The sequence below is a fragment of the Streptomyces sp. NPDC008079 genome, assembly GCF_042957385.1.
GTDB lineage: Bacteria > Actinomycetota > Actinomycetes > Streptomycetales > Streptomycetaceae > Actinacidiphila.
On record NZ_JBIBIC010000032.1, the window covers coordinates 1 to 23631 of the forward strand.

Annotated in this window: 24 protein-coding genes; 13 read left to right on the forward strand and 11 right to left on the reverse strand. The window is 67.7% G+C overall.

Translation table 11 applies throughout. The features are described from left to right. The first annotated feature begins 1114 nt into the window (after nucleotides 1-1114). On the forward strand, nucleotides 1115-1747 hold the full coding sequence (locus ACFZAM_RS36160) for a replication/maintenance protein RepL (protein ID WP_391052579.1): 633 nt from the start codon (nucleotides 1115-1117) through the stop codon (nucleotides 1745-1747). Further along, nucleotides 1741-2151, forward strand: coding sequence for a hypothetical protein (locus ACFZAM_RS36165; RefSeq protein ID WP_391052581.1), 411 nt, complete (start codon nucleotides 1741-1743; stop codon nucleotides 2149-2151). The genes ACFZAM_RS36160 and ACFZAM_RS36165 overlap by 7 nt, the downstream gene beginning before the upstream one ends. 186 nt (nucleotides 2152-2337) lie before the next feature. Here ACFZAM_RS36165 and ACFZAM_RS36170 read toward each other — a convergent pair whose 3' ends face one another. After that, the gene (locus ACFZAM_RS36170; RefSeq protein ID WP_391052582.1) at nucleotides 2338-3756 is read right to left on the reverse strand and encodes an RNA-binding domain-containing protein; all 1419 of its coding nucleotides are present in this window, start codon (nucleotides 3754-3756) and stop codon (nucleotides 2338-2340) included. 335 nt (nucleotides 3757-4091) lie between these two features. Between ACFZAM_RS36170 and ACFZAM_RS36175 the strand changes: the two genes are divergently transcribed. Beyond that, entirely contained in the window at nucleotides 4092-4511 is a 420-nt protein-coding gene (locus ACFZAM_RS36175; RefSeq protein ID WP_391052585.1) for a hypothetical protein, read from the forward strand. A gap of 475 nt (nucleotides 4512-4986) precedes the next feature. Here ACFZAM_RS36175 and ACFZAM_RS36180 read toward each other — a convergent pair whose 3' ends face one another. The 3 genes from ACFZAM_RS36180 to ACFZAM_RS36190 are packed head-to-tail and all read right to left on the reverse strand — an operon-like array spanning nucleotide 4987 to nucleotide 5878. Continuing rightward, a complete protein-coding gene (locus tag ACFZAM_RS36180) occupies nucleotides 4987-5127 on the reverse strand; it encodes a hypothetical protein (RefSeq protein ID WP_391052588.1) in 141 nt (46 codons plus the stop codon). Between the two features lie 27 nt (nucleotides 5128-5154). Beyond that, nucleotides 5155-5547 (reverse strand): hypothetical protein, encoded by a 393-nt coding sequence (locus ACFZAM_RS36185; protein WP_391052590.1) that lies wholly within the window; start codon nucleotides 5545-5547, stop codon nucleotides 5155-5157. Then, nucleotides 5510-5878 carry a hypothetical protein gene (locus tag ACFZAM_RS36190; protein ID WP_391052592.1) on the reverse strand — a complete coding sequence of 123 codons (369 nt, stop codon included), beginning with the start codon at nucleotides 5876-5878 and terminating at the stop codon, nucleotides 5510-5512. Before ACFZAM_RS36190 ends, ACFZAM_RS36185 begins: the two co-directional genes overlap by 38 nt. Before the next feature lie 399 nt (nucleotides 5879-6277). Here ACFZAM_RS36190 and ACFZAM_RS36195 point away from each other — a divergent pair, with 399 nt between their 5' ends. Further along, nucleotides 6278-7123: a hypothetical protein gene (locus tag ACFZAM_RS36195; protein WP_391052594.1), complete on the forward strand. Its 846-nt coding sequence runs from the start codon at nucleotides 6278-6280 to the stop codon at nucleotides 7121-7123. 338 nt (nucleotides 7124-7461) lie between these two features. On the opposite strand, the gene ACFZAM_RS36200 is transcribed toward ACFZAM_RS36195, so the two are convergent. Next, the gene (locus tag ACFZAM_RS36200) at nucleotides 7462-8292 is read right to left on the reverse strand and encodes an endonuclease domain-containing protein (protein ID WP_391052597.1); all 831 of its coding nucleotides are present in this window, start codon (nucleotides 8290-8292) and stop codon (nucleotides 7462-7464) included. A 231-nt stretch (nucleotides 8293-8523) separates the two neighbouring features. Between ACFZAM_RS36200 and ACFZAM_RS36205 the strand changes: the two genes are divergently transcribed. Beyond that, nucleotides 8524-8991, forward strand: coding sequence for a hypothetical protein (locus ACFZAM_RS36205; RefSeq protein WP_391052600.1), 468 nt, complete (start codon nucleotides 8524-8526; stop codon nucleotides 8989-8991). Nucleotides 8992-9111: 120 nt separating this feature from the next. On the opposite strand, the gene ACFZAM_RS36210 is transcribed toward ACFZAM_RS36205, so the two are convergent. Beyond that, on the reverse strand, nucleotides 9112-9948 hold the full coding sequence (locus tag ACFZAM_RS36210; protein WP_391052602.1) for a hypothetical protein: 837 nt from the start codon (nucleotides 9946-9948) through the stop codon (nucleotides 9112-9114). A 484-nt stretch (nucleotides 9949-10432) separates the two neighbouring features. On the opposite strand from ACFZAM_RS36210, the gene ACFZAM_RS36215 reads away from it, so the two are divergent. Continuing rightward, nucleotides 10433-11176, forward strand: coding sequence for a TIGR02391 family protein (locus ACFZAM_RS36215; protein ID WP_391052605.1), 744 nt, complete (start codon nucleotides 10433-10435; stop codon nucleotides 11174-11176). Nucleotides 11177-11219: 43 nt separating this feature from the next. Here ACFZAM_RS36215 and tpg read toward each other — a convergent pair whose 3' ends face one another. From tpg to tap, 3 genes are read right to left on the reverse strand one after another with little or no spacing between them, the layout of a single operon-like run. Beyond that, a complete protein-coding gene (tpg, locus tag ACFZAM_RS36220) occupies nucleotides 11220-11777 on the reverse strand; it encodes a telomere-protecting terminal protein Tpg (protein ID WP_391052608.1) in 558 nt (185 codons plus the stop codon). Between the two features lie 3 nt (nucleotides 11778-11780). Continuing rightward, on the reverse strand, nucleotides 11781-12242 hold the full coding sequence (locus tag ACFZAM_RS36225) for a protein kilB (protein ID WP_391052611.1): 462 nt from the start codon (nucleotides 12240-12242) through the stop codon (nucleotides 11781-11783). A gap of 3 nt (nucleotides 12243-12245) precedes the next feature. Continuing rightward, nucleotides 12246-14492, reverse strand: coding sequence for a telomere-associated protein Tap (tap, locus tag ACFZAM_RS36230; protein WP_391052689.1), 2247 nt, complete (start codon nucleotides 14490-14492; stop codon nucleotides 12246-12248). A gap of 424 nt (nucleotides 14493-14916) precedes the next feature. On the opposite strand from tap, the gene ACFZAM_RS36235 reads away from it, so the two are divergent. Both ACFZAM_RS36235 and ACFZAM_RS36240 read left to right on the forward strand, forming a co-directional pair. Next, a complete protein-coding gene (locus tag ACFZAM_RS36235) occupies nucleotides 14917-15483 on the forward strand; it encodes a sigma-70 family RNA polymerase sigma factor (protein WP_391052614.1) in 567 nt (188 codons plus the stop codon). After that, on the forward strand, nucleotides 15480-16895 hold the full coding sequence (locus ACFZAM_RS36240) for a hypothetical protein (RefSeq protein ID WP_391052617.1): 1416 nt from the start codon (nucleotides 15480-15482) through the stop codon (nucleotides 16893-16895). Before ACFZAM_RS36235 ends, ACFZAM_RS36240 begins: the two co-directional genes overlap by 4 nt. Before the next feature lie 234 nt (nucleotides 16896-17129). Here the strand turns inward: ACFZAM_RS36240 and ACFZAM_RS36245 are convergent, their stop codons facing one another. Then, nucleotides 17130-18026, reverse strand: a complete 897-nt coding sequence (locus tag ACFZAM_RS36245; RefSeq protein WP_391052620.1) for a hypothetical protein — start codon at nucleotides 18024-18026, stop codon at nucleotides 17130-17132. After that, complete coding sequence (locus tag ACFZAM_RS36250) at nucleotides 18023-19000, reverse strand: hypothetical protein (protein WP_391052622.1); 978 nt, start codon at nucleotides 18998-19000, stop codon at nucleotides 18023-18025. Before ACFZAM_RS36250 ends, ACFZAM_RS36245 begins: the two co-directional genes overlap by 4 nt. A 1177-nt stretch (nucleotides 19001-20177) precedes the next feature. On the opposite strand from ACFZAM_RS36250, the gene ACFZAM_RS36255 reads away from it, so the two are divergent. The 5 genes from ACFZAM_RS36255 to ACFZAM_RS36275 all read left to right on the forward strand — a co-directional run bounded on the left by ACFZAM_RS36255 (nucleotide 20178) and on the right by ACFZAM_RS36275 (nucleotide 23596). After that, nucleotides 20178-20792, forward strand: coding sequence for a hypothetical protein (locus tag ACFZAM_RS36255; RefSeq protein ID WP_391052624.1), 615 nt, complete (start codon nucleotides 20178-20180; stop codon nucleotides 20790-20792). Nucleotides 20793-20865: 73 nt separating this feature from the next. Then, a complete protein-coding gene (locus ACFZAM_RS36260; protein ID WP_391052627.1) occupies nucleotides 20866-21459 on the forward strand; it encodes a hypothetical protein in 594 nt (197 codons plus the stop codon). A gap of 569 nt (nucleotides 21460-22028) precedes the next feature. After that, nucleotides 22029-22340, forward strand: coding sequence for a hypothetical protein (locus ACFZAM_RS36265; RefSeq protein WP_391052630.1), 312 nt, complete (start codon nucleotides 22029-22031; stop codon nucleotides 22338-22340). Nucleotides 22341-22342: 2 nt separating this feature from the next. Then, nucleotides 22343-22951 carry a sigma-70 family RNA polymerase sigma factor gene (locus tag ACFZAM_RS36270; protein WP_391052633.1) on the forward strand — a complete coding sequence of 203 codons (609 nt, stop codon included), beginning with the start codon at nucleotides 22343-22345 and terminating at the stop codon, nucleotides 22949-22951. 15 nt (nucleotides 22952-22966) lie between these two features. Continuing rightward, nucleotides 22967-23596 (forward strand): hypothetical protein, encoded by a 630-nt coding sequence (locus ACFZAM_RS36275; RefSeq protein ID WP_391052635.1) that lies wholly within the window; start codon nucleotides 22967-22969, stop codon nucleotides 23594-23596. Nucleotides 23597-23631: the final 35 nt, after the last annotated feature.

The window sequence follows — 23631 nt, forward strand, 5'->3', positions numbered from 1 at the left end:
CCCCGCGGAGCGGGTACCACATCGCTGCGCGATGTGCAAGCGAAACGCCTCGCTTCGCTCTGCGTGACCACGCTTCGCGTGGTCTGCCCGGCGTAGCCGGGCCAACCCCTCCGCTTCGCTCCAGGGTTGACGGCCCGCCAACCGGCGGGCTCCGCCCACCTCCTGGCGGGCCTTGGCCCCTCGCTCCGCTCGGGTCCTGGCGGTGCGCTCCGCGCCCCGTAGGCCGTGCGGGAACACGGGTTCGGTGCAGCCCTGTGGGGGCGGGCAACAAGCAGGCTGGCTAGGAGGGGAGGGGGGCGCGGCGGGGGTCGGGGTCGGTCGGGGGGTTGTGGGGGCGGATCGGTTTCGGACAGTTCCGGTCGTGGGGGCCGATCGGTTGTGCGTCAACTGTGAGTGTGAGCTAACCTCTGGACTCAGACACCGTCCCCGGAGCACACCCACCCGGGGTGCATCTTGGCGTCTTACCTCACCGACAGTACCGAAAGGCAGGCCGCCAGAAATCCCGGATTGCGAAACCAATTACTGCGGCCCGTAAATGCCTCAGCCGAAGAACGGAACCCCTTCCGGGAATTCTGCTGGAATTCGGCGTGCGGAGGTGCAGGAGCTGTGAGACCGCCAGGCCGTGTGGCGGAACTCCCACGCTGGCCGACCTCGCTGCTGGCGTTTGTACGTTGCGGCCCGCCACCACCCGAGACTCAGAACCGTTGGTGCTGTCCACGACCTGCAGTTGGTCCATGGAGCCGCACGCGAGGCGAGGCGTGCTCCGGCGGCTCCTCGCGCGCCCGCCCGCGCGCGTGTCTTAAGGAAAAGAGAGCAGTCGCGCGATACCCCGTTTGACCTGCGGTTTCCCAAGATTCGATGTGTTGGCGCTGACACATCTGACCTGCGGAAATGTGTCAGCGGACACCACAATCGGCGGCAGTTCTCCCAGTTGACAGGGACAAAAGTTCAACGCTGCTGGTCAGAATGGTGCTGTAGCGCGTGCAGCCCAATCGTTGTGTCGTCTACAGCACCAAAGGGCCACGCCGACAGGTACAAATCCTCCAAGTCCAGTGGGACAACCGATAGAGTCCGCTGCGACCGGCAAGATCGACAGAAGGAGCGGACAGGACCGATGGTTCGCCGCCAGCCCGACCGCCGCCCCGCATCCGGGGCCAAGCCCGGCCTGTCCTCGGTGCCCAAGGGCGGGAGCCCGGCCTACCAGCAGACCCTGACCGAGAAGTTCGTCGGCGTGATCAAGAAGACGCCGACGGGCACGCGGACGCCGCAGCAGGTCAAGGTCGAGATCACTTACCGTGCGCCGCATGAGATGTACGGCTACGACGGCTTCAGCGCGGTCAGCAACGAGTTCCTGTCCGACGTCCTCGCCGTGCTGATCGCGCAGCACGGCATGTCGCCCATCCAGTCGGCGGTGCTGGTGTTCTGCATCGGCCGGCAGCGCGAGGGCTGGGTGAAGACCACGCATGCGAAGATCGCCAAGCACCTCGGTGTCGAGCGGTCGAATGTGACCCGGGCGATGGGCAGACTGGAGGAGTGGCACATGCTCCAGCAGGTGGAGAACGGCGTGCTGTTCGTCAACCCGCTGATCGGGTTCCGCGGCAACGGAGACCGGCAGCAGGAGGTCCTGGCGGTGCTGCGGACCGGCGTCCAGCCCGAGGGCGCCTTCCCGGTCCTCAACGCCCCACCGCCGCCGCGCAGCGTGCAGCTGGAGCTCGGTGACGACGAAGAGGGGGAGCAGGCGTGCTGATCACCGCGAACGCCGGCTACACGATGCTGCACCAGATGGACCTCACCAAGGGCGCTTACGACCTCCTCAGCGCCCTGGCGGACCTCCAGGAGCCCGGTGGCGAGGTCCGTGTCTCCCAGAGCGAGCTGGCGGCCCGTGTGGGGCTGAGCAAGAACGCGGCTAGCACCGCGATGGCGCTGCTGGTCGACCGGCACCTGGTGCTGCGACCCGAGGGCAGCTACCGGCTCTACATTCTCCACCCGTACATCGCCGGCTACGAGAGCACCGAGGACCTGGAGGCCGCGATCCAGGCCGCCTCCGAACGGATCGCCGCCGGCGAACTCCTCGAGCCGTCCATCCCGCTGTACGACACTCCCCCACCCAAGCGCCACCACCGCGACCTCAAGGCCGTCAGCGGCGCTTAGCTTGACCTCACGGCGCTGCACTCCCGAGGTGCAGCGCCGTTGCCATGGATCGCCGACTGTTGTTCCAAAGCTCTGCTGCCCCTGCCCCGGCGGTCTGTCAGGGCAGGGGCAGCGCCACCTGGTTCACATCGCGGTTGGTGTGCCGGTGGTGCGATAGTGCGAGCTGAGGCAGCTCGACCGCAGCAGCTAGCTGGACAGAATTTCGATTCCGTGGGCTTCAGCCCACCGAACCATCCCGGGTCGCAGCTGCCGTGACCAGCCGGATTGCCGGAGCTGTCCAGCTCGGGTTAGCGGTGGGGCCTCCGGGATGCCGAAGGCCTGCACGAGCTCATCGGCGAGGAACGATGCAGCCTGTGTCAGACCCGGCCCTGGGTCCGCGAGTTCGTCCAAAAAGACGACAGCCTCACTCTCAGCGAAGCTGCTGGTCTGCGTACTCAGATGAGTACGAGTACCGAAGCTTGCGTGCACCCCGTCGATCCGTAGCGGGTACAGAAGTTGATATTCGGGACGGTTGCCCATGAAGGCCAGCGGGCCGGGACGGTCCGGCCCGCCCGGGTAGGAGTAGCGGCTTTCGATCACCACAGCTCTGGTCAACGCTGTGCCCGTTGCCCCAGCCCGGTCGCGGGCATGAACGCCAAGCAGATGCAGAGCGGACAGCAACAACCACACCACAGTGTCGGGTTCGGTCCAACGGAAGGAAGGTTCCTCTTCTTCCGATTCGGAATCAGTGTGAGTTGCTGGTCGCATGGCCCATACTCCGGACCCGTCACGGTAGAGATTGCACTGGCTGTACCAGGTGCCATGAGGATCTCCGCCTGTAGCGATCAGACGCCGAGAACCGATGCGAACCTCATCGAATACGTGATCGTTCTCTCCCAGGAGGGATGCCGTCAGGAGCTCCGCCTGATGCTGGCGGAAAATCTCTTGATTAATTGTCATGTCACCGGGAGTCTCCGGTACCACAGTGACGAGCAGGCATGGCAGGCCGTTGCGTGGTAGGCGGTAGACAGCACTCCGTTCTACCGATTTGAGGCGTTGGCTACGTTCAGTTCCCTCACTGAAACGGCGCTGGTAGGCCGTAGCCACATCCGTCTCAGTGAGCCAGTCAGTCTTGCTGGCCGCGCGCCGCGGGTACCGCAACGCTTTTTCCGTTGCTTTCGTCGGTGGTGCGGTGACGGCATGGGGGCCGTGAGCGCTGCGCTGCACGGCGATGAGCAGGAACCCACGCCCATCGGCCGCCGGATCGGGATTCGGCACTGCGCGCATATCGAAGCGGACCGGGGGCGCGGTGTTGGAGGCCACGACCTGCTGGAGATGGCGCCGGAGAGCGTCAGAGACATCAGCGTCCACCACTTTCGACGGGATGCCCTTCACCTCGGCCATGCCAACGACAATGACTCCGCCGATGTGGTTGGCGAAGCCAGCCACATCCTTCGCGAATTCCTCTTTTCCCTTGTCTGTGTTGGCTGACAGTTCCGTTTTGTAGTCCAAGTCCTCGGCTTCGGATGCCTCGGTATTGTCAACCAGAGCCACCAAGTCGGAGTAGGTGACGGCCTCCAGCGGGCCGCCAAGAAGCGCTTCCAAGCGTCGTGAGCGATACAGCATGGCCAGGACCGTATCTGACTCCGTCGTTCGCCGCGTCCGAATTGCGAGGATCTAGGCCTTCAGCGGCGCTGCAGCGCGGGGCGTGCATCGTTCCCCTCCAGGGAAACGGTGGTGCAGCAACCCGCGTGCTGCACGAGCAGCACCCGTGTGTCCCGGGTCGCGAGCATGTACCAAAGCTCCGCGCTGCACGAGCAGTACGCCACCTTGCTGCACAATGCTGCGGGTTGCTGCTGCTCCTAGTGGTTCTCCCGGTGCTCAACCGTTGTCCGGTGGCGGGGCAACGGTTACCGCGCCTGGCCCGTGCCCATGGACGGCCGGGTGGTCGTTGGAGGTGCGTGACGACCACGAGTGCGCTGGGTGAGGCGTTGCGCCGCGACGCGGCGGTGCTGCTGGAGAGTTACCGGTCCGGCACCTGGGTGCCGGACCCGGCCGAACGCGACCTTGCCGAAGCCCTCGCCCGCGGCCGGTGGAACGCGCACTTCATGCGCACCGCCCTGCGGGAGGCGGCCCCCGAGGTGCGGGCCGGGCGGCTGATCGACATCCTGGCGCCGGCCGCCGACATCCTGGACCAGGCCGCCGGCGGCGAGGGCGTCGTGCTGCAACTGCGGGTCCTGGTCGACGCCCTCACCACCCGGCTGTGGCTCCTGTGGCCGACGATGCAGCACGATGCTGTGCTGCCTGTGGTTCAGCGGCGAGAATGGCAAGCTAGGAAACGCAAGGTGCGAGACCCGCCGGGGGGCACAGGCCTCGCTTGAGCGCGAGCGCTCAGATGTGGCTCCACACATCGGTCACCGTTGCCCAGATTGCTCGCGCAACCAGGGCTAGGGCCAACCTGCTAACGACGCGTGTCAACCTGCTGGGGGTTTTGGGACCCACCTGCTTCACCTCCTTCTTTTTTCACCGGCGCGGCTACCGACGGTGGGCCCAGTGGACTCGCCGCGGTTCCCGTGCCGTGGGCGGAACCCCCACTACGGCGGGTCCCTCCCGGAGCTGACTGCGCGCATCGTCTGTGCTGATGCGTGCAACCGCCCCCCCAGATAAGAAGGAAGTGCGTAGCCACGTTAGCGAGAGGCTCACTTGGGAGGGCAAACTTCTGGGAACTGCGGTTCAGGTGTGAGTAGGCGCCTGGGTGACGCAACGCAGGCCCGCCTATAGCGGCTGTCGACCTGGCGGTTCATCACACCGCACTGAGCTGCACTTCGGGCGGGTTGCTGCTGCTCTGTTAGCCCGTCAGCCGAGCCAGACGACGGAGACCACGTACAGGCGCCCTGCGGCGCGGTTGACCCAGTACACGGCGGTCAGCTGCCCGACGGCGGCCGCGCGGACGTCCTCGCCCTCGATGTCGCCGGCGTCATCACCGGCCAGGTCCACGGATCGCGGCCGGCGATGTCCAGGACGTCACGCAGCATCTCCACCGTGTGGGCGGGCAGTTCGGTCGGGATCGGCGGCCGCGAGGCAGCCAGCGAACGCCAGCTGGTCGACGTCGACGCCCGTGCCGGGCTGAAGGCGGGCCAGGGCGGCCAGCAGCGCGGCGTGGGTGTGGATCGGGCGCGGCAGGAGGTCGGTGGCGGCCTGGCGGGCGGCTGGGTCGGCGTAGTGGCCGCGGCCGGTGGCCAGGGCGTGCGCGAACCAGGCGTCGATGTCGGCCTGGACGTAGTGGTCGGCGCGGCGGGTGAGTAGGTCCCGCACCGCTTCGTCACCCTGCCGGGGTTCGGCCTGTGCCAGGGTGCCGAGCTCGCGCAGCGCCTGGAGCTCATCCGCGCGGGCCTCGATCTGCGCGGCTTCGCGCAAGCTCAGCTTCCCGCGCGGCGTAGGCCGCCAGCTCCGCCCGCGCGCCGTCGTCGCTCTGCGGGCCGTAGACCGCGCCCGGCCCCGCGGCGGCGAGCAGCTGGTCGATGCGTTCCCACACCGCGAGTTCCGCGCGGCCGCGCGAGTCGTCGGCCAGGTCCTCGTGCCGGGAGGCCTGCCGGGCGAAGAAGCGCGCTTCCTCGAGGGTGGCCGCGACGGCGTCGGCGGTCATGCCGGTGGCGCGGCGGTGCACCACGCGCCGGCCGATACGGGCGGGGTCGACCGGTTCGCGCGGGCCGGGAGGACGGTGGACTGCGTGCCGGGGCGTTCGCATTGGCGGCTCTCTTTCACACGGGAACGGGTCCGCTCGGTAATTCGGTGAGCCAGTGTGACTGAGCGTTCTAGTTGGCGGGTGAGCGTTTCGGTCGAGGGCGTTCTCCTTGTGACTGGGCGAGGCGGTTGGGGCCGGATCCTGGACACCTTCGACGTCGACGGGATCAGCAGGCCTGCGGGTCAGCATGTAACGGGGGGGGTCGGGCAGGCGCGGCCTGGCCGCCGCCCTACGGGAGGCCGCCGCGATGGACGGCGCCAACGGCCGCCTGCCGAGGTGAAGGGCCCCGGCGCATGAGCCCGCACCGATCCCGGCCGGGACCGGGAAGAATATGCCTTAGCGCGCTGGGCCCCCACCGCGGTGAACTCCTCCATGCGACCTCTCAGGAGCAACATGCCTACGATGAATCCCTCGCAGGCTCTGAGCAGCTGTGAACAGGCGCTGCGCGAGCTGCTCACCATCGCGCTCAGCAAGAAATTCGGTCCGACCTGGATGAGCCGGGTCTGCGCTCCGGAGGAGATTGCCCGCCTGGAGGAGAAGCGCGAGGTCGAACAGAAGCGGCGCACGACACGTGGCGCTATTGCTGTGCCGGTTAACTTGATCAGCTACGCCGAGTTCACGAACCTCATCAAGTGGGTGCGGGCCTACTGGGACGACGTAGCCCCGGCCCTGGGGAGGAAGAGGGAGATCGAAGTCCTCTTGGACCGGTTCGAGGCTCTGCGGAACGCCGTGGCACACAGCCGGGAGCTCCTAGTCTTCGAGGAGGAGTTGCTGAGCGCCATCGCCGGAGAGATTCGAAACAGGGTGACGATCTACGTGAGCAGCATGGACCCGGTCGGTGAGTACTTCCCGCGCATCGAGTGGGTGACGGACAACCTTGGCAACAACACCGAGAACGCCCAGAAGCCCAGTGAGGGCGCATGGGTTGTCCCTACTGCCACCAGCCTGCGCCCCGGAGACCGTGTCAGCTTTTGCTGCCGCGGCACCGACCCCCAGGGCCGGACGCTCTCTTGGACGATCCGGCACCTGGGCGGTGTGACCGACCCCGTTCAAGGCAACGACGTCGACCTGACGTGGGAGGTCACTGAGCAAAACATCGGCCACCAGGTGCACACCACCGTCATGCTGACGTCAAGCAGTCCCTATCATCGAACAAATGGTGCCAACGGCTACGACGCCGTTGTGATCATGACGTACAACGTTTTGCCTCCCATGGCCGGAACCGTCGACAGCGGCGAGGAGGGCTAGCTGCGGGTGCGACGTCGACAGAGTCGGAGTCGGCAGCCAGCCGAAGGCCACCAGGGGGCGGGTGAACGCGTCCAGCCCTGTCGCTGCAAAGCGCTGCTCTGTCCGCCTTGCGGGCCAGCAGGAACCGGAACTGCGCGGCCGCGCCCTTCGGTACCGGCCGGGTGAACTCCGCCCGCTCCGCCGCCTCCAGGCCGTCGTGGAACTGTCCCCGGGGCGGCGCTGGCGGGCGGGGGGGCGGTCAGGGCGCTGTCGTCGTGATCGCTCGTCATACCCGTACGGTGCTGCTCGCTGCCTGTGGATACAGTCCGGGCTCCGGGGTCGCCCCGAGCCGTGCATGGTCATGCCCACTCAGGGGGGCGGGGCGGGTACTGCTCCAGCCAGACGGCCAGGTCGTGCAGCCGCTGTCCGGCAACGCTGTCAGCCGGCGCTCCGACTGCGGCCCGAAGCATGGGGAGCAGGGCTTCGAGGGTGCGCCAGGCTTCCTCTGCTTCCTCGGCTGCGTACGCCCGGCCTTTGGCGTCGCGGGCAACGCTGCCGCTCGCCTGGAACTGCTCGGCCTGCTTGCGCAACTGCCTCAACCGGCGCAGGACGTCGTCGTGGGCAGGAGCGGCGGGAGCCGGGCGCGCAGCCGGCACCTGGGGTCCCGCAGGTCCGTAGCGGAAGTTCAACCCCAGAAGCGCGGTGGGAGGCAGGCGCCGGTAGTTGGGGTAGCGCCCGTCGACCGGCGTGCTGTGGCTCTCCCGCTTGTTGCACCGGTGGCAGAGATAGCCCCTGCTCAAGCCGGTTACGTGATCATGATCGAGTACGAGAGTGCCCTGCTGCCCACCGCGTCGACCCGGAACCGAGCAGATCGCGCAGCGGTCCCGTTGCCAGGCCGCCAGAACGGTGGCGTCGTCCAGGAACGGCAGGGTGCTCAGGTCGGGCACCGGCCAGAACCAGCACGCCGGGGGCAGCTGGAACAACCATCGGTCAACGAGCGGCTGAGCCCACCGCCGGGCCAGGGCCACAGCATCCAGTTCTTCGCGGGTCAGGTGCCGTAAGCAGGCGGGCGCGCCGTGCACGGCCGCGTTCCGACAGGAGTACCCGGCGCTGCCCCGGCATCGCCCGGAGCGCCGGTCGTCGACGACCGCCTTGGCGGTGAGAACGCGCTCAACGAGCTCGGGCGACATCCCCCGAGCAATACGGACGCCGGGCCGTACGGCGGCCCCGGGGCCGCCGTCTCCAGATGCGGGCCACACAGCCGACGGCATGGGAGGCAACTCCTGCTCGGTGAGGGGAACTTCGCATCGGAGTGTTCCAGGGGCAGCCCCCTACCGCGACCGTATGGCCGGGCGGCGGACCGCTGGTTCCCCGTCGTCTGTCCACAGGCCCGCAGCCGGAGCCTGTCCGGGAAGGTCGCCGTGACCGGCACGGCGACCGCGAGCGAGCAGGAGACGCTGATGCCGTACCTGGTGCCGCCCCGAACCCCGCTGACGCCCGAGCAGGTGCACCGCGCCTTCGCCTACCTCATGGCGCTGGAGGCCGGCGGCGGCGGAGGCGTCGCCGGCCGCGAGGAAGCCGACCCCGAGCTGCCGTTCCTCATGCTGCGGCTCACCGAGGACCTGGTCCTGCCCGTGACCACCGTGCCGGACGACGAAGACCCCACCGCCGACTCGTTCATCCTGGAGCGCGTCGGGGACGTCCTGCTGTCCGCGCTGCGGGACTGGCAGCGCGACTCCCCCACTACCGGGTGCATCGGCCTGGCCCGCACCCTCCTGCGCTTCATCACCGGCCTCCTGACCGACCAGGACGACCACGGCGACGTCCACGCCACCCTGGAACAACTGCGAGACGAACACCCCGCGTTGGGGGCCCGCACGGCCGCCTGACGACCGCCGTTGTCCCGCAGGGGGTGGCAACAGCGGCGTGCTCGCTACGGTTGTCGCACGGGCCTCCCGGGCACCGCGGCCCCGGCCTCCCCACGCGGGCTGCTGGGGCCGTTCGCACCCTCACCTGCCGAGCAGTCGCCGCCACCAGGTGGTAGGCGCAGTGAACGTCGGGGCCGGCAATTCGATGCCCTCCCGGCGGGAGATCCAGTACGTACGGCGGCGCGCGGGCAGCAGGTCGTAGTCCAGGCTGCGCAGACCTGACCCTTCCATGGCGTGGTGCGGCACGGTTACCCAGACGCTGCCGAGCCGGTCGTGGGGCTGGATCGGGCAGCCGGTCAGGCTGAGGTTCCAGGTGTCGGTGACGCCGTTGTCCCGGTCGTCCTGGACGCTGATCGTCCCGGCGGCCCTGTGAGGCAGCGGAAGGCCCTGTTGGCGGGCCTCGTAGTTTTCTGACAGTTCCTTGGCGGTGAAGTTCGCCTGGAGGAACACCTGGATCTTGTTGTCAGTGCTGCCGTCGCCACGGGCGGGCACGACGATCGGCGAGGGCGCCGGCCGCACGAGGTTGTCCTCCGGCGCCACGACCAGGTCCCCCTCGAACCTGGCCTCGATCGCCCGGCCGCTGAGGTTCTCCAGCACCACCACGGCCTGGAAGACGCTCCGTTCCCACTCCCGGTCGGGGAAGTGCCACTCGTGGCCGGCCGGCCACTCATTGCACGGCATCCCGAACTGGGACCAGGCCAGCAGCGGCCAGTGCGGCGTCTCCAGCCGGACCGAGACCTCCGGGGCGCGGTCGTCCAGGCGGGCGCGGTCACCGGCCAGAAGGACGGCCTGGGAGACGTCGACCCCGGAACGGGTCAGGAGCGACTGCCAGGCAACCGCAAGCAGTGCCGCCAGCGAGATCAGGGCGGTCACCGCGGTCGCGGCCGCGGACACTTCGGTCCAGTGCACTTCGCTCATGGACAGCGATTGTTGACCGCGGCAGGCCCAAATCACCAATCGCGTAAGGGAAGTTGCTGCTGATGACAGGCGTGCCAGGCGTTGAGCTGATCGAGGCCTCGGCCGACGCGGGACCTCCTGACCGGCGGGCGCGAAGCGACGTACGGCGAGCTGCAGAGTGCGCCTGACGATGCGCACCGTCCGGGCGGGGTGAGCTTGCACGACCGCCAGGGCATGAGGCCAGACGACCACGGCCAAGGCGGTCACGGCCAGCACGGCGACGACGCGGCGGCGCCAAGAGGATGAGCGGTACACGGGCGGTCCTTCCACGCGGGTGAGGCCGGGATCGGCCTGGTGCGCGGAGAGTCGAGGACCGCTGGTACTAACGTCGCGCCCTGCCGTAGGCGGGCGCATCTACGATGAACAGCGCCCCCTTTCCCGGCAGCTGCAATGCCGGAAGGGGCGCTGTCCCGGGGGTGTCGGTGGCCGCTGGGATGATGCTCTGATGAGCATCGACATCGAATGGGCACGGGGAGAGCTGGCCAGCTTCCTGGAACTGACTGAGCTGTACAGGCCGCCGGACCCGCCCAACGTCGTCAACTTCACCAGCAGGCTGTCCAATCGTGGTGGCGGCGCCGAGATCGTGGCCAGCGCCCAAGTCGTGGAGCAGATCCTGGATCGGGTCCTGCCGCGGTGGCGTACAGAAGTGCCAGACGACCGCAACAAGTCCGTCAACCGCTGGTGCCAGCACCGAGAAGCAGCCCAGCGTGCCGACGCGGTGTTGCTGCGGGACGCCGAAGTACGCGAGCGACTCGGGGACGACGCGCCCCAGCTCAGCGCTGCGGCCATGCACCGCTGGGTCTGGGATGGCGCCAGGTCTCTGTGGCGCAGCGGACACTTCCGTGAAGCGGTCACCGCCGCAGCTCGGAAGATCAACGCCGAGACTCAGAACAAGGTCGGCCGCCGCGACGTAAGCGAGACTCCCCTCTTCCAGAGCGTGTTCTCCAAGGATGCGGCCAAACCGGGCCAACCCCGACTTCGCCTGATGCCGGACGACAACAGCGACACCTTCCGCAGTGTGCACCGCGGCGCAATGTCCTTCGCTGAGGGCTGCTTCGCCGGTATCCGGAACCCCAACAGCCACGAGGACGGACTGCCGGAATTGCCGGAGCAAGAGGCCCTGGAACAGCTCGCGGCCCTGAGCGTTCTGGCCCGCTGGGTAGACAGCGCGGCCGTCGATTCTCCCTGAGCAGTCGTTCCGTTACGGCGCCCCCAGCCGCACTTCGCTGCGATCAGAAGTCCAGTTCGATGTAGTCGATGTCGGTGAACTCCACCTCGAGGTCTTGGGCGCGGCGGCCGCGGTCTTTGAAGTAGATCTCTTGGAGGCCTTGGGCGGCGATGGCCTGGAGCTGCTGTTCGGTGGCGCCGGCGGCTTGCGCGTCGAACAGCCTCGCGGCGTAGGTGGGGGGCAGGTGCTGGGTGATCCGCCGGATCCGGCCGTCGTCGGTGGAACCGGGCGCGGCGGTGAACCCGAAGCGGGCCCGGGTCTCGATCACGATGCCGCCGAGCGAGGCGGCGTGCTTCTTCGCGCGCTGCTGGACCCGGGGCTGCCAGTCCTTGCGGACCTCGCGCTCCAGGCGGGCCGCCAGGTCCTTGCGGGGGCGGCGCAGGGTGCCCTTGAGGTAGCGCTCCACCGTGCGCTGGGTGACCCCGAGCCGGGCGGCCAGGGCGCGGGTGGAGCCCTTCTCCGCCTTGAGGAGGAACCGCATCTGCGCGCCGGCGTTCTTCGGGATCGGGCGGGTCGCGGTGTTCGCGGCCGCCCGGGTCAGTGCGTCTTCGATCTCGCCCACGTCTCAATCTCCTTGGCTCAGGGCGCGGCCGGCGGCGGCGACCAGGTCGTCGGTGGCGGTGATGGCGTGCTCGCGCATGGCGGTCAGTGCGTCCAGATCGGCGGCGCCGCGCATGTCGAACGCGGCCCGGGCGGCGGTGCGGGCCGCGGTTGCGAGGTCGGGCTCGAGGATGGAGACCGCGACCAGGGGTGCGGTGACGGCGGAGCGAGTGGCGTGGCTGGCAGCCCGGGCAGAGTCGTAGTGGGCCTGCGGGGCGCCGGTCAGGCGCAGGTGCTCGCGGTACCACATGGTGCGGCGGTGGTCGCCTATCGCCGCGACCAGCGATCCGAGGGCGGCCCGCAGGTCGGCCGCGCGCCGTTCCGCGCGGTCGTCGCGGCGGGCGGTACGGGAGTGGCGGGACTGCAGGAGCGCGGTTAACAGGCCGCCGAGCAGGGTGCCGGTCACCGCGATGATGGTGTCGCCCATGGTCTACTCCCCGTCGTCTTCGGTGTCGTCGCCTTTGATGTGCCGGGCCGGGTTGTGCTGGGCCTCCAGGAGCTCCACCGCCCAGAACAGCTCCCTGGTCCCTTCGTGTTTGACCATGCCGGGCGAGACGCCGAGCCGGAACGTGCCCGGTGCCGGCTTCCCGTCCGGCCCGTACGGCAGGACGTCCAGCGGGGAAGGCCCGGCGGCCGGGTAGACCGCGCAGTCCGACAGCAGCGCGATCGGCAGCAGCGCGTCCTGGTCGAACACCACCGCACCGGTCGGCGCGGGGCCGGCCTGCGTGGCCAGGGCGGTCTTCACCAGTTTGCGGTGCATGTTGACCCGGGCCGCCGAGATCACCGCGGCGCGGATGTCCGGGCGCCAGGTCGGCCGCTCCAGGGCCGGCCACCGCTCGCCCGGCCGGTACCTGGTGCCCTGCGGGCGCTCGCGCAGCTTGCCGATGCCGCCCTTCACGGTGGACTTGATCGCAGACAGCACCGCCGCCATGCCCGGGTCGCCGTCCTTGTGGGTCTCCATCGCGGCCAGGAACGCGGCCGGGGACAGGTCGGCGGTCACCCCGAGGTCGGCCATGGTCGCCTTGTACGCCTCCGCGAGGTGCTTGTACCAGGGGTCCAGATACGGACCCGCGTCACGCCGCAGGTACGCCTCGAGCGGGCGGAGCTCCACCGGCAGCCGGAAGGTCTCGATCAGCTCAGCCGCGTAGGCAACGGTCGGGGTGGCGTACCAGGCCGGGCCGTCGGGGCGGCGGCCGTGCGGCGTGAACGGCGACGGCAGCCGCGGGTCCAGCTCGATCTCGGACAGGTCGACCAGCCAGGAGCCGGGCACGGTCTTGTCGAACCGCGGTGCCTTGACGTGCTCCGGGCCGGCCAGGCCGACCATGAGCCGGTTGGCGGCCGCGAGGAACGCGGTGTTCACGTCGACGCCGACCGCGAACGGCTTCGCGCACTCGGCATCGGTGAGCAGCTCCGGCTCGCGGATCCAGTCGAACGCCTCCTCATCGAGGACCTCGGCCGGCGTCCGCTCGTGGGTACGGGGGAACAGCGCGGCCACGACGGGGTGTTCGTCCGGGGCTTCGACGTAGGCCGGGTCGACCGGCTCGGTGAGCGAGCCGGGCACCGGCCCGGACACCCACGTGTCGGTGGCCTCGTCTCGGACGGCGCGGGTCGGCGGCCGCAGCGCCGTCATCAGTTCCAGGCCGGCGACCGCGGTGGAGCCGCGCGGGGTCAGCACCCTTGAGGCGTAGGCGGTGAGCACCCGGGCGAGTTCCGCCGGCGGCAGCTGGTCCGCGTCGCCCCACGCCCGGGAGTCCAGCGCGCCCCACGCCAGCACGGCCAGCTGCACGCACTGCCGCTCGCTGCCCTTGGCTGGCCGGTAGATCCTGGCCCACGGCCCGAACCCCCGCTTGGTGAGCTGCCACTTCGCCCGGGCGACCTGCTTCACGACCTTGTGGTCCTCCGGCAGCCGCATCGTCCGGCGGTCCTCGAGGTGCTCCGGCAGCCCGATCCGGTCGGCGGCCGCGGCGGTCAGCACGATCAGCGGGTCGGAGTTCTTGCCCGACCGGTGCAGCCGGCTCGCACCGAGCTTCGCTTCGGCCAGCGTCCATGCCACCAGTTCCGGCACCGACGCCGCGGGGCACTCCAGCACCAGGCCGCCCGCGCAGTACAGGGAGCCGTCGCCGCCCAGCACGCCGAGCGGGCCGTACGCGAACCGCGGATCGACCGCGGCCGCCGTCGACGGCGCGGCCGGAGCGGGCTTCGCGGCGGCCTTCTTCGCCGCAGGACGGCGCGACGTCGCCGTGCTCCTGACGGCGGCCGCCGTACGCGGCGCCGTGCTCGGGGCCGACGTCGCCGAACGGGCCGGTGTGGTCGCCGCAGCCGATGCTTCGGCGGCCGGCGTCGCAGCGGCCGGTCCGGTGAACGTCTCCCGGGCCGTAGCTGCCGGTTGCGCCTGCGGAGTCGGCGCCGGCGGAGTCTCCGGGGTGGGGAACTGTGCAGCCAGGCCCTCCAGCAGCCGGGCGTAGGCGGCGCGCTGCGGCGGCCGCGGCTCGGTGCGGCCTGCCTCCCAGTTCCCGACCGCCTCCCGGCGGGTGCCGAGGGCGGTGGCGATCTGGGTCTGGCTCAGCCCTGCCGCCTCCCTCAGCCGCCTACGTTCAGCAGGGGGCGGCAGGTCACCGGCCGGGACCTGTTCCAGCAGCGCGTCAACAGCGCTGAACAGTTCCTTCTCCGTGGGCACAGAACTCACCTCCACACTCCACCCTAAAGCACGAATCGCTCTTTGAATCGCTCATCGATCACACATCGACAGCACGCCTGAAGGAGACACGGAAAAGATCTTGGAAGTTGCGGGTCACGGCAGGGGCCTTGATCGCCACTTAATGACTGACGGCCGCACTTCGCGGCTCCAGAAAGAGGTCCGATGGATCCGACGGCCGGCCCCGCAGTCGTTGCTGGGCTGATAGCACAGATCACCGTCCAGGTCGCGCAATGTGTGCGTACGCGGTGGCGGACGCGCGAATCTGACGCACTCTGGCGTCGCATCCAGCCTCTGGCTCGCACTCTGCCCGCCGACAGCGTTCTGGAGATTCAGCTCTCGCAGAACCGCTGGCTACGGATGACCGTAGGACCGCGCCAGGAACAGATCGGAAGCGGACGCAGAGTTGACTAGTCCGGACCCATTAAATAGCAATCCAGGCGCAGCACCGGGCGCACAATCTGGCGTCACGTTTAAGGAAGATTACGCCCGGCAATGCGAAGCAGAGTTCAGCGCGTTTTATGAAGCGAATTTTCGTAAGCTTACCACCGCCATGGTCTGCAATGGAATTCCTGTCGCACAGGCTATTGATTTTTCACAAGAGGCAATGCTTGAAGCCTATAAAGCGTGGCCCACAATCAATCATCCGTTTCGATGGGTTCACCGCGTGGCATCTCGAAAATTTGCCCGTCATCTGAGCAGTACCAGAGAAGTCCCAACTGGGCACATCTCCAATCTCCTCGTCAGCTCAAATGATGTAATTCAAAAATTGGAGAAAAAGCTGGAGGTACAGGAACTGCTCGACAGTTTGCCAGCGCGTCAACGCCAGGTGCTCACTTTGAGTATCCTCGGATACCGCCCCCTGGAGATAGCTAAGGAGCTGGGGATTAGCCCTGACGCAGCCCGCAGGGGATTATTTAAGGCTCGACAGCACGCGAAGCTTTTCTTTGGGGTGGAAGAGGAGGATCGGTGACAGAGGAACGAGACCCCTCTAAGCAGCGGGTAGAAGATGACTCAATGCGGCCACTCGTAGAGTCTCCGATTAATTCGCCGGATGCCGAAACAGACATTCTAGACCGCCTTCTTGAGTCAAAATTTAACAGCTCAATGCACGAACTGGGCGCGATACTAGACGTCAAAGCGGGTTTGGCGGCCATTCTTGCTATTCCAATCCCGGGCAGGCTGCCTCCTTCAGAGTTTCATCCGGTATTCCGTAACCTTGAGGCTGCGGAAACCATCTACGCGATCCCGCCCGAGTATCGATTGGAAATGCGCTGTCATCCGGCCGTGCACGGCTTGGCTCATTCAGCAAATTTGGGAACGATCCTGGCAAGCGCAAATGAGATTGGCGACGTTTACCAGAACGTCGCCTTGGCTCGCGACTCCGCGCTCGGCGTTGTGACCGCGGTTATGTCCGACGAAAGTGCGCGCCAGGCAGACGCGAGCGGGCCTGAGATCCATCGTGCACTGGATCTGGCAAGCGATATCTCCGAATCCCTGGATTTCGCCCTGTCTCTGAATTTTCAGGTTGTACGCGCTCTTGATCTCGTACTGGAGAGCAGAAATTGGATCGCCTCAACCCTTCACGAAATCGAAACTCGCCCCCATCGGGAAAATAGCAATCGGTTGAATCTCTGTGAGATTTTCGAACAGAAGACTGGAGGTGTCTTGAACAGAATAAAGGGCGATCTGCACGCCCCTATTCCATTAGCGCTCAAGAATGTGCGTAAATTTGTCACGTTCCGGAGCCTGAATTCGTGCCCTGCGTCCTGCAGTGAATCTACGGTGGCAGCTAAAGCCATCGCAGCCCAGATGTGCGAAAGCAAAAATTCGGCCCTCCGGAAAACTCAGGGGAAAATCAGGAAGCTCGCGAATTGCATCGCCGTTGCTCATGTCGCCCTGGAAAACTGGTCGAAGACCCCTGGCAAACAAGAACTCTCTGAAGCGGCTAGGGCGCTCGTGCGTGCTCAGAAAACCTCTGACCGCATCGTTTCCGATCTTGAAAATATTAGGCTTTCGGTGCTTGAGAAGCTTCGAGAAGCGGCTGTGCGCGATACGCAAACCCTCGGCTTGCTCTTTGCCCGAATCCTCGACAACACAACCGGAGGACCATTTGGGCTGGAGGCGTCTCATACTGAGGTCGGGTTGGTAATTGAAAGCACACTCAATGACTTCACAGAAGCCGATCTCACGCGGGCCGAATTTTTTGGTGCCGACCTCACTGGGCTCCGCTGGACGCTGGAAGGAACACAGTGGCCCGATAATTTTGATATCGGCGAATTGTTCTTCAGATCTGTCGAGGAACCATATGCCGTAGGCGTTTACTGCGTCCGGAGAGAAGGAGATTACACACTACTATTTGGGCGCCAACCAGTATCCGCCTAAAAGCTCGTTTACGTGTGACGCCCCAACCGTACGGCGGTGGCCGCACGATTGGGGCCGTCGAACGAGCAGATTGCGACGACCAGCTGTAAAGCTGGCGGCGTACCGCCCCGGTCGTCCGGCACCGGGTAACGCCCGGTCCCCGTGCTCGCCACGGCCGTTGAGTACGGCGCGCACGGCGCTCAGAAGTCCTTCCGGAGCCACCGTGCAGACGTCGGTTCTCACCCAATGAGCCGGTCAGGGGAGCGACACACACGCGGGCGGGGGCCGTAGCTCCACCTCCAGGGCAGAGGTCCTGGTCGTCTCGATTCCCTCCGACTCCAGTGTGGAATCCAGGTGGGCGCCTGGGTGCCGACGCGCGGAGGGCATAGAGGTGGTCGGGGTCCTGGGGCGGGTTCCGCCGACTGCGGCGAGCAGTGAGATGAACTGGTCGGCGAAGTAGGGGCTGGGCAGGGGCAGCCCGATGTCGTCGGCAGGTCTCCGGTGGCCGGTTCCGAGGGTGGCGGGCACGAACTCGAGTACGGCGGCGGTCTGTTCGTAGCCGTAGCCGAGCGCGCCGGCGGAGCGCAGACCGCGCAGGACCCGGAGCAGGGTGTGGAGGCTCGTGTCAGCGTCTTCGGCGAGCAGTTTGCCCGCTGTGCGGGACACCGCCCGCTCGAGGCGGGGTACCGGGACGGGGTGCGGCTTGTACTGCCCGAGCCATGACGCGGCCGTGGCGTTCTCGCCGCGTGCCAGGTGGTACAGGTACAGGCAGTGGGAGGCGGCACGGTCGTCACCGGCGGCGTACTGCCACCACAGGCGGGCGTCGTAGGTGGCGTCAGCGAGGTGGAGGATGCAGCCCAGGACGCGGGCCGCGGCGTTGTCGGGCAGTTGCTCGGTGACCCATTCGCCGAGGTTCGCGGCGTCCTGGGCGACGACGGCCTCGCACAGTTGCGTCAGGAGGGCGGCGGGGCTCTGCGGGTCGGCCTCGCTGCCGCCGGACTGCTCGCTGATGATGCCGTCGACCGCGTCGATGGCGGCGGCGGTCTCGTCGAATCCGGTGTCGAACAGGTCGGTGACGTCGCACGGGAGGAAGTCGGGGTCGGGAACGAGCAGGGCGCGGGAGAGCATGCGGTCGATGGGGGTCGGGCTCACAGGGAGGTCCCTTCCGGGTGGTTCGGGGTCTGGGTGGCGAACAGAGGCGGGGGCGGGGGCCAGGTCCGCCCGAGCAGCCCGGCCGGTCCGGCCGGACCGCCGGGTGTGACGGGGCTGGAGGGCGCGAGCAGGGCGAGCATCGAGGCCAGGGCCCTTTTGGCGTGCAGTTCGTCGGAACGGACGATCGCGGGCGGGACGCCGAGCACGTCGGCTGTGGTGGAAACGTCGATGCCGCAGGCGTGGAGCAGGATGATGACGTCCATCTGGGCGTCGGGCAGGTGGCTGATCGCCTCGAACAGGGCCAGGGACTCCTCGAGCTGGCGGCGCTGGGCGGCGGTGTCGGAGGCGGCGCGCGCCTCCCGCAGGGCGCGGGTGTACCGGGCGGCCGACTTCAGCACGGGACGGTCGTCCGTGTGCGGGGTGCGGGCCATCACCCGGTGCCGGAGGATCTGCCAGGCCGTGCGGTGCAGGTCGGGGCTGCCGAGGATCTCGTCCCAGCGCAGCCACAGCAGGTTGCTCGTCTCGCGGACCGCGAGCGTGGCCATCGGCGTGCCGAGGAACACCGAGCCGTAGCGGATGTAGGACGGTTCGCTGTCGGCGATGAAGCCGGCCTGGTCGACCGGGGCGACGTCCTCGCCGGGTATCCGCATGACCTGCTTGACGCAGTTCTCGATCCACGCGAGGTCCTTGTGCGCCTCGACCGCGGCCTGCTGCCACAGGCGCATCATCGGGGTCCTGGGCATTCTCAGGACGGTCACGACGCTGGACGTTAACAGCCACGTCGGATACAGGCCTTCGCCCCGCAGGAGCTCGCTGACCTTGCTCTTGGCGTATCCGGCCTGCCGGGCGACGTCGCCGACCGCCAGGCCGCTGGCGGCGAACTGGGTACGGACGGGCTCCAGCCAGGCGCGGTGAGCCCCGCGGACGTGGCCGGCGATCGGCCCCAGGCTAGGCCCCGGCCTTCCGCCGGTCACCACACGTCCCGGTCAGCGCCGGCCCGCGGAACGGACCGGCGCCCGGGAACCGGGGCCAGCAGGGTCGGCTCGAGCGGGGCGGTCCCGCCCGCCGGAGCGGGCGGGACCGCGGGCGGCTCGCCGGCCGCCGCGGGCGCACCGGGCGGGGGCGGCTCCGGCGGGGCCCCCGGCTCCCGGCCGCCGCTCGCGAGAACCTGCTGCAGGAGCAGGCTCAGGGGAGGGATCACCGCGACGAGCGCGGCGCCCTGCCCGAGAGCGGTCATCACCACACTCCACGCCAGGACCGTCGTCGTCGCGACGACGGTCCACCACATCCTTCTGGGCATCGGGGTAGGGGCCTTTCTGACGGTTCGGAGGGTCCCTCCTGCGGCGGTGCCGAATCGCCTGGCGGAGGACCAGACGCCAGCATGGCCGGGCCCGGTCGATAACTCCACGTAGATCCATGATCACGGAACATTAGGGGGCGACGTTCCGCGGCCCTACCCCAACTCCCCTGTCGGCGGGCGCCGATGATGCCACCTTGTACCCGTTTGAGGGCAGAAACGCCCGATCCCGCCGCACCACCCCCGCTGGCACGCGTCAATGGACCCGACGGCCCCACAGCCGCCGCCCTTTCTGGTTCGGAAGGGCACCAGCGCCCGAACCGTGCCGAGATCCTGGAACGGGCGCACACGGCTCCCGCCCCGGCCTCCGTCCGGGCGGGGGCCGTTCAGCACCCGTCCCGGCCACCCCGACTCGCCGGACCCGCCGATCGCCTCACGGACCGAATCCGGACGCGGGGCAGCGCCACCGGCCGAGAAGACCACGGCGCCCCGTACCGCCTTCACCCGCACTTCCAGCCCCTCACCTGCTCCGCAGCGTCGGCGAGCCGGTCGGCCCACGACGCCGCCCGCCCGTCGTCTGCTCCATAACGTCGGCGTGTGGTCTGCCTTGGGCCCCGGCCTGCAGTTATGCCGGTCGGCGCAGACGTCACCTGAAGCGAAATATAAAATTCCGCTCGGACTGAAATATTCCCATTTCATTCGGAGTGCAATATTCCGCGATGATTTGAGTCATATGCAGTAAAGAATCAGCCAAGGTGGCGTTCTTGGCTTTCCTGTTCCGACGGCTCGACAAGAATCGTCTCTCCAAGTCGGGCGAATATTATTGTTCGACACCATAGACCGAAGGGAGTCGCATGACTTTACGCTTTCGGATTTCGAAGCTCCTCGGTGCGCTAACGATCGCGTTCGCGGTTGTTCTCGCATGGAGTGGGCCGGCATCGGCCCATGCCTCGCCCGATGACTTTTCGTGGATCTCCTCCGTCAAGCTTGGAACCCACATTGAAGGGAACCAGCAGGTGACGCTCACCCGTGTGCCGGGAGACTCACCGTCTCTGCCCAAGCCGCCCCAGGGGACGCACTACCCGGAGTACGTCCTGGTCGGTCACGTCAAGGACCTCCCCGGCGTCTCTCAGTCGGCCGTCAAATCGTCGGTTTCGCCCAACAGCGCCAGCAAATGCAATCCAACAGGCAGCGCCTTCGCCACCTGCATCGAAGTCACCGGCTCCGGTCTCACAGTCAGCAACTGGACCACGGACGCCTATTTCTGTTCCTGCGCCGCCGGGACAGTGCCAGCCAGCTACATCGTCAATACGACCGTGCTGGAGGTCCTTTACCAGCCGTGGTACGGCGCTGGCCGTTACCAATCAAGGTTCGACGACTTGCCGCGTTCATGGAAGGACGGCACCAAACTGTGCAACTACTGGGGCGGCTCCGAGGGCGGAACGCCCTGCATTACCGTCCATAGCTGAACTGGCGTGCGCGGTCTAGCCTGGTGGATTCGGCCCGCTTCCCCGGTACGGGGGAGCGGGCTACGGTTATCTCATGGTCTTCGCGAAGTGGGTACGACGCCGCCAGTTACAACAGGCAATGACCGGCAAGCCGTACTCGGATGAACCGGCTGTGGTCTATGGACTCGGACCTGGCTTTAGCGGCCGACGCCACCTCAACCAGCGCGTACGAAGCCGCCGCGGGGGCGTTGTCCTCTGGAAGCATCTGACGCCTCCTTACACGATCAGCCATACCGACGAGAGCGGCCGTCGGCTTGTCGTCGCCAGCCAGCCTCGCCAGTACACGACGGACCTCGCGATGTTCCGGCAACAGTCCCTGGAAAACACCGTGCGCCACATCTTGGTCGATACGCACGGAACATCTCCCGCCGGAGGCCTGACCACAGGCGGGGAGGATTTCGAGAGTGCCGTGGCGGCAGCGCTCACACAGACGCGTCCCGACGTCTGGACCACGCATGAGGTGACCGCCAGCTGGGGTCGCTACGAGCTGGACGTCCATCACGTGACGCCTGAGATATGGGTGGGCATCGCCCGGCTCGAGGACACCTGGTGCATGCTCCGTAGCCACGGTCTCCCTGTGGAAGAGGCGACCTTGGCTCCGGTACGGCTGACCACCAGACAGCGGTAGACCGGCGCCGGTTGCGCCGAGCGACAGCAGGCCTGGCCCCGCAGCCCGGCCCAGAGATTTGTTCCGCCGCACCTTCCTCTCACGGGCGCACCGCCGTGTACAGACTGCCCCCGTACCGCTTCAGCAGCCTTTCCGGCATGGCCCCGGGAGGCGGCCCTACAGGCCCTCGTTCAGCGGTGTGACGTGCGCCACACGCATGTCCTGATTTTGGCCCCGCGCACGGCTATGGGAGTGAAGACGTATCGCCATACGTCTCCTACCGGGTCCGCCGCTGCCGCTTTGGGAAGAGCCGAAGGCGGCGGACCCCGGTTCAGATTCGCGAAGCACGGTCGTGTCATCTACGTCACGATCCGGCGCTCGCGGTACGGCTGTCCTGCCAGTCGTCGGCTCCTCTGCCTGCACGGTTCAAACTTGCCTCTCATCCGGCAGCTGCCCTCACCCGAGGTGACGGAGCGCTGGCGGTGGAGCACTATGACGGACACTCAACACCCCTCGGGTCTCGGCAACGGCTCTTCCCAGTGTCAGCAAGGCGCCGATCAGCAGGGGTGATTCGCAACATAGGAGACGTAATGGCGAAAAAGGTGCGTCCGCACACCTTGCAGGTGGCGCAATGTGTGGAGCGGCCGACCCCGTGGCGGCGCCACGGCCGAAGGACGGTCAAGATCACGATCATCGTGGTCGAGGTCACGCGCGTGGTGCACGGTGACGCGCACTGGCAGAACTCCCTGGAGCGCGCGCTCGCCGTCGCGATCGCACTGCTGGCCGCGGAGATGGTCTACGGCGTGGCGTACCGCTTCGCGGGCGCGCTCCGTGGGCTGATGCCCGAGAAGATGGTGCTGAAGCGGAAGAACGGCAAGCGCAAGCTCTCGTTCGGCTGGTAACCGTGCCCACCGGTGCCCGGCCTGTTGCCCCGTCTGCGGATGCGGACGGGGCAACAGCCCTGTCCGCATCCGGGCCGGACAGCAACGAGCAGATCGACCGCCGTTGGTGGGAGTTCGTCCTGCATCAGGGGGTCATCCGGAAGTACCTGCGCTCCCGCGGCCTGAACGACCACGAGGCCGACGACGTGCTGGCCGACGTCGGCTGGAAGTACGTGCAGTACGCCCGGGGCCACGAGGTCGGCAACGTTCGCGCCCTCCTGCTGACCAGCGCCCGGAACGCCCTGTTCGACTCGTGGCGTCGGCAGGCCCGCAGCCGGGAGACGCCGGTCAGCACGCCCGAGCTTTTCGAGCCGACGGACGCCGTGGCGGAGTCTGCCGAGACCGTGGTCCTCCGCAACGAGAACATCAAAGAGCTGTTGATCAAGATCACCGGTCTTCCCCGCCGTCAGCGCCAGGTGATCACCATGGTCTACCTGGAGAACAGGACCTCCAGCGACGTCGGCGCCGAGCTGGGCCTGACCCCGGACGCGGTACGCAAGACCGCCGCCCTCGCCGTTGCGAACCTGCGCGGCATGTACGGCAACGCGGCGTCGGCCGCCGACGAGGCGTAGCCGGCGGCCGACGACATGACCACGCTGGGGAACAACGTCGGCAAGATCCCCGTGACCATCTCGGTGCCGAGCACCACGAGGACCACGCTCACGGCGCTCAAGCCGTACTTCGCCAAGGAACGCGAGCGGGTCCGTGCGCACGAGCTCGCCAACACCCGCGGCCTCACCGGACGAGAGGCGAGGGCGCGCCGGGACTTGTGGGAGGAGGAAAAGGCCCGGCTGCGGCGAGCGGGTGAGCTGGCGGACAGCATCGAGGCCCTGGTGACCGGCGGGGTCGTCCAGGAGATCGAGACCCGAGGCTGGAACAAGGACTGGCCGACGCAGCCGCGGCAGTCCCGAGGCCGGTGGCCGGGCTCTCCGAATCCTGCGGGCCCCGCGGCGATCAGTGTCCGGTTACCCGTTGATCTTGTGCTGACCGTGCGGGCCGGCTGCTGGGCCGCATGCGGGAAGGAGGTCGGACTGCTCTCGGACTGGAGAGACCGCTACCCCGACGCCCGGCCCAACCGGCCCCACCGCCCCGGATGCGACACCGACGCGCTCGCCGAATACCACCGCCTCGCCGCCAGGATCATCACCCCCGGCGAGGTCTGGCGCGCCGCCCTCGTCCACGGCCTATCCCGCATAGAACAGCAGGTCGTCCGATGAGGAGACGAGGATCAGACCTCGATGTACGCCACGAC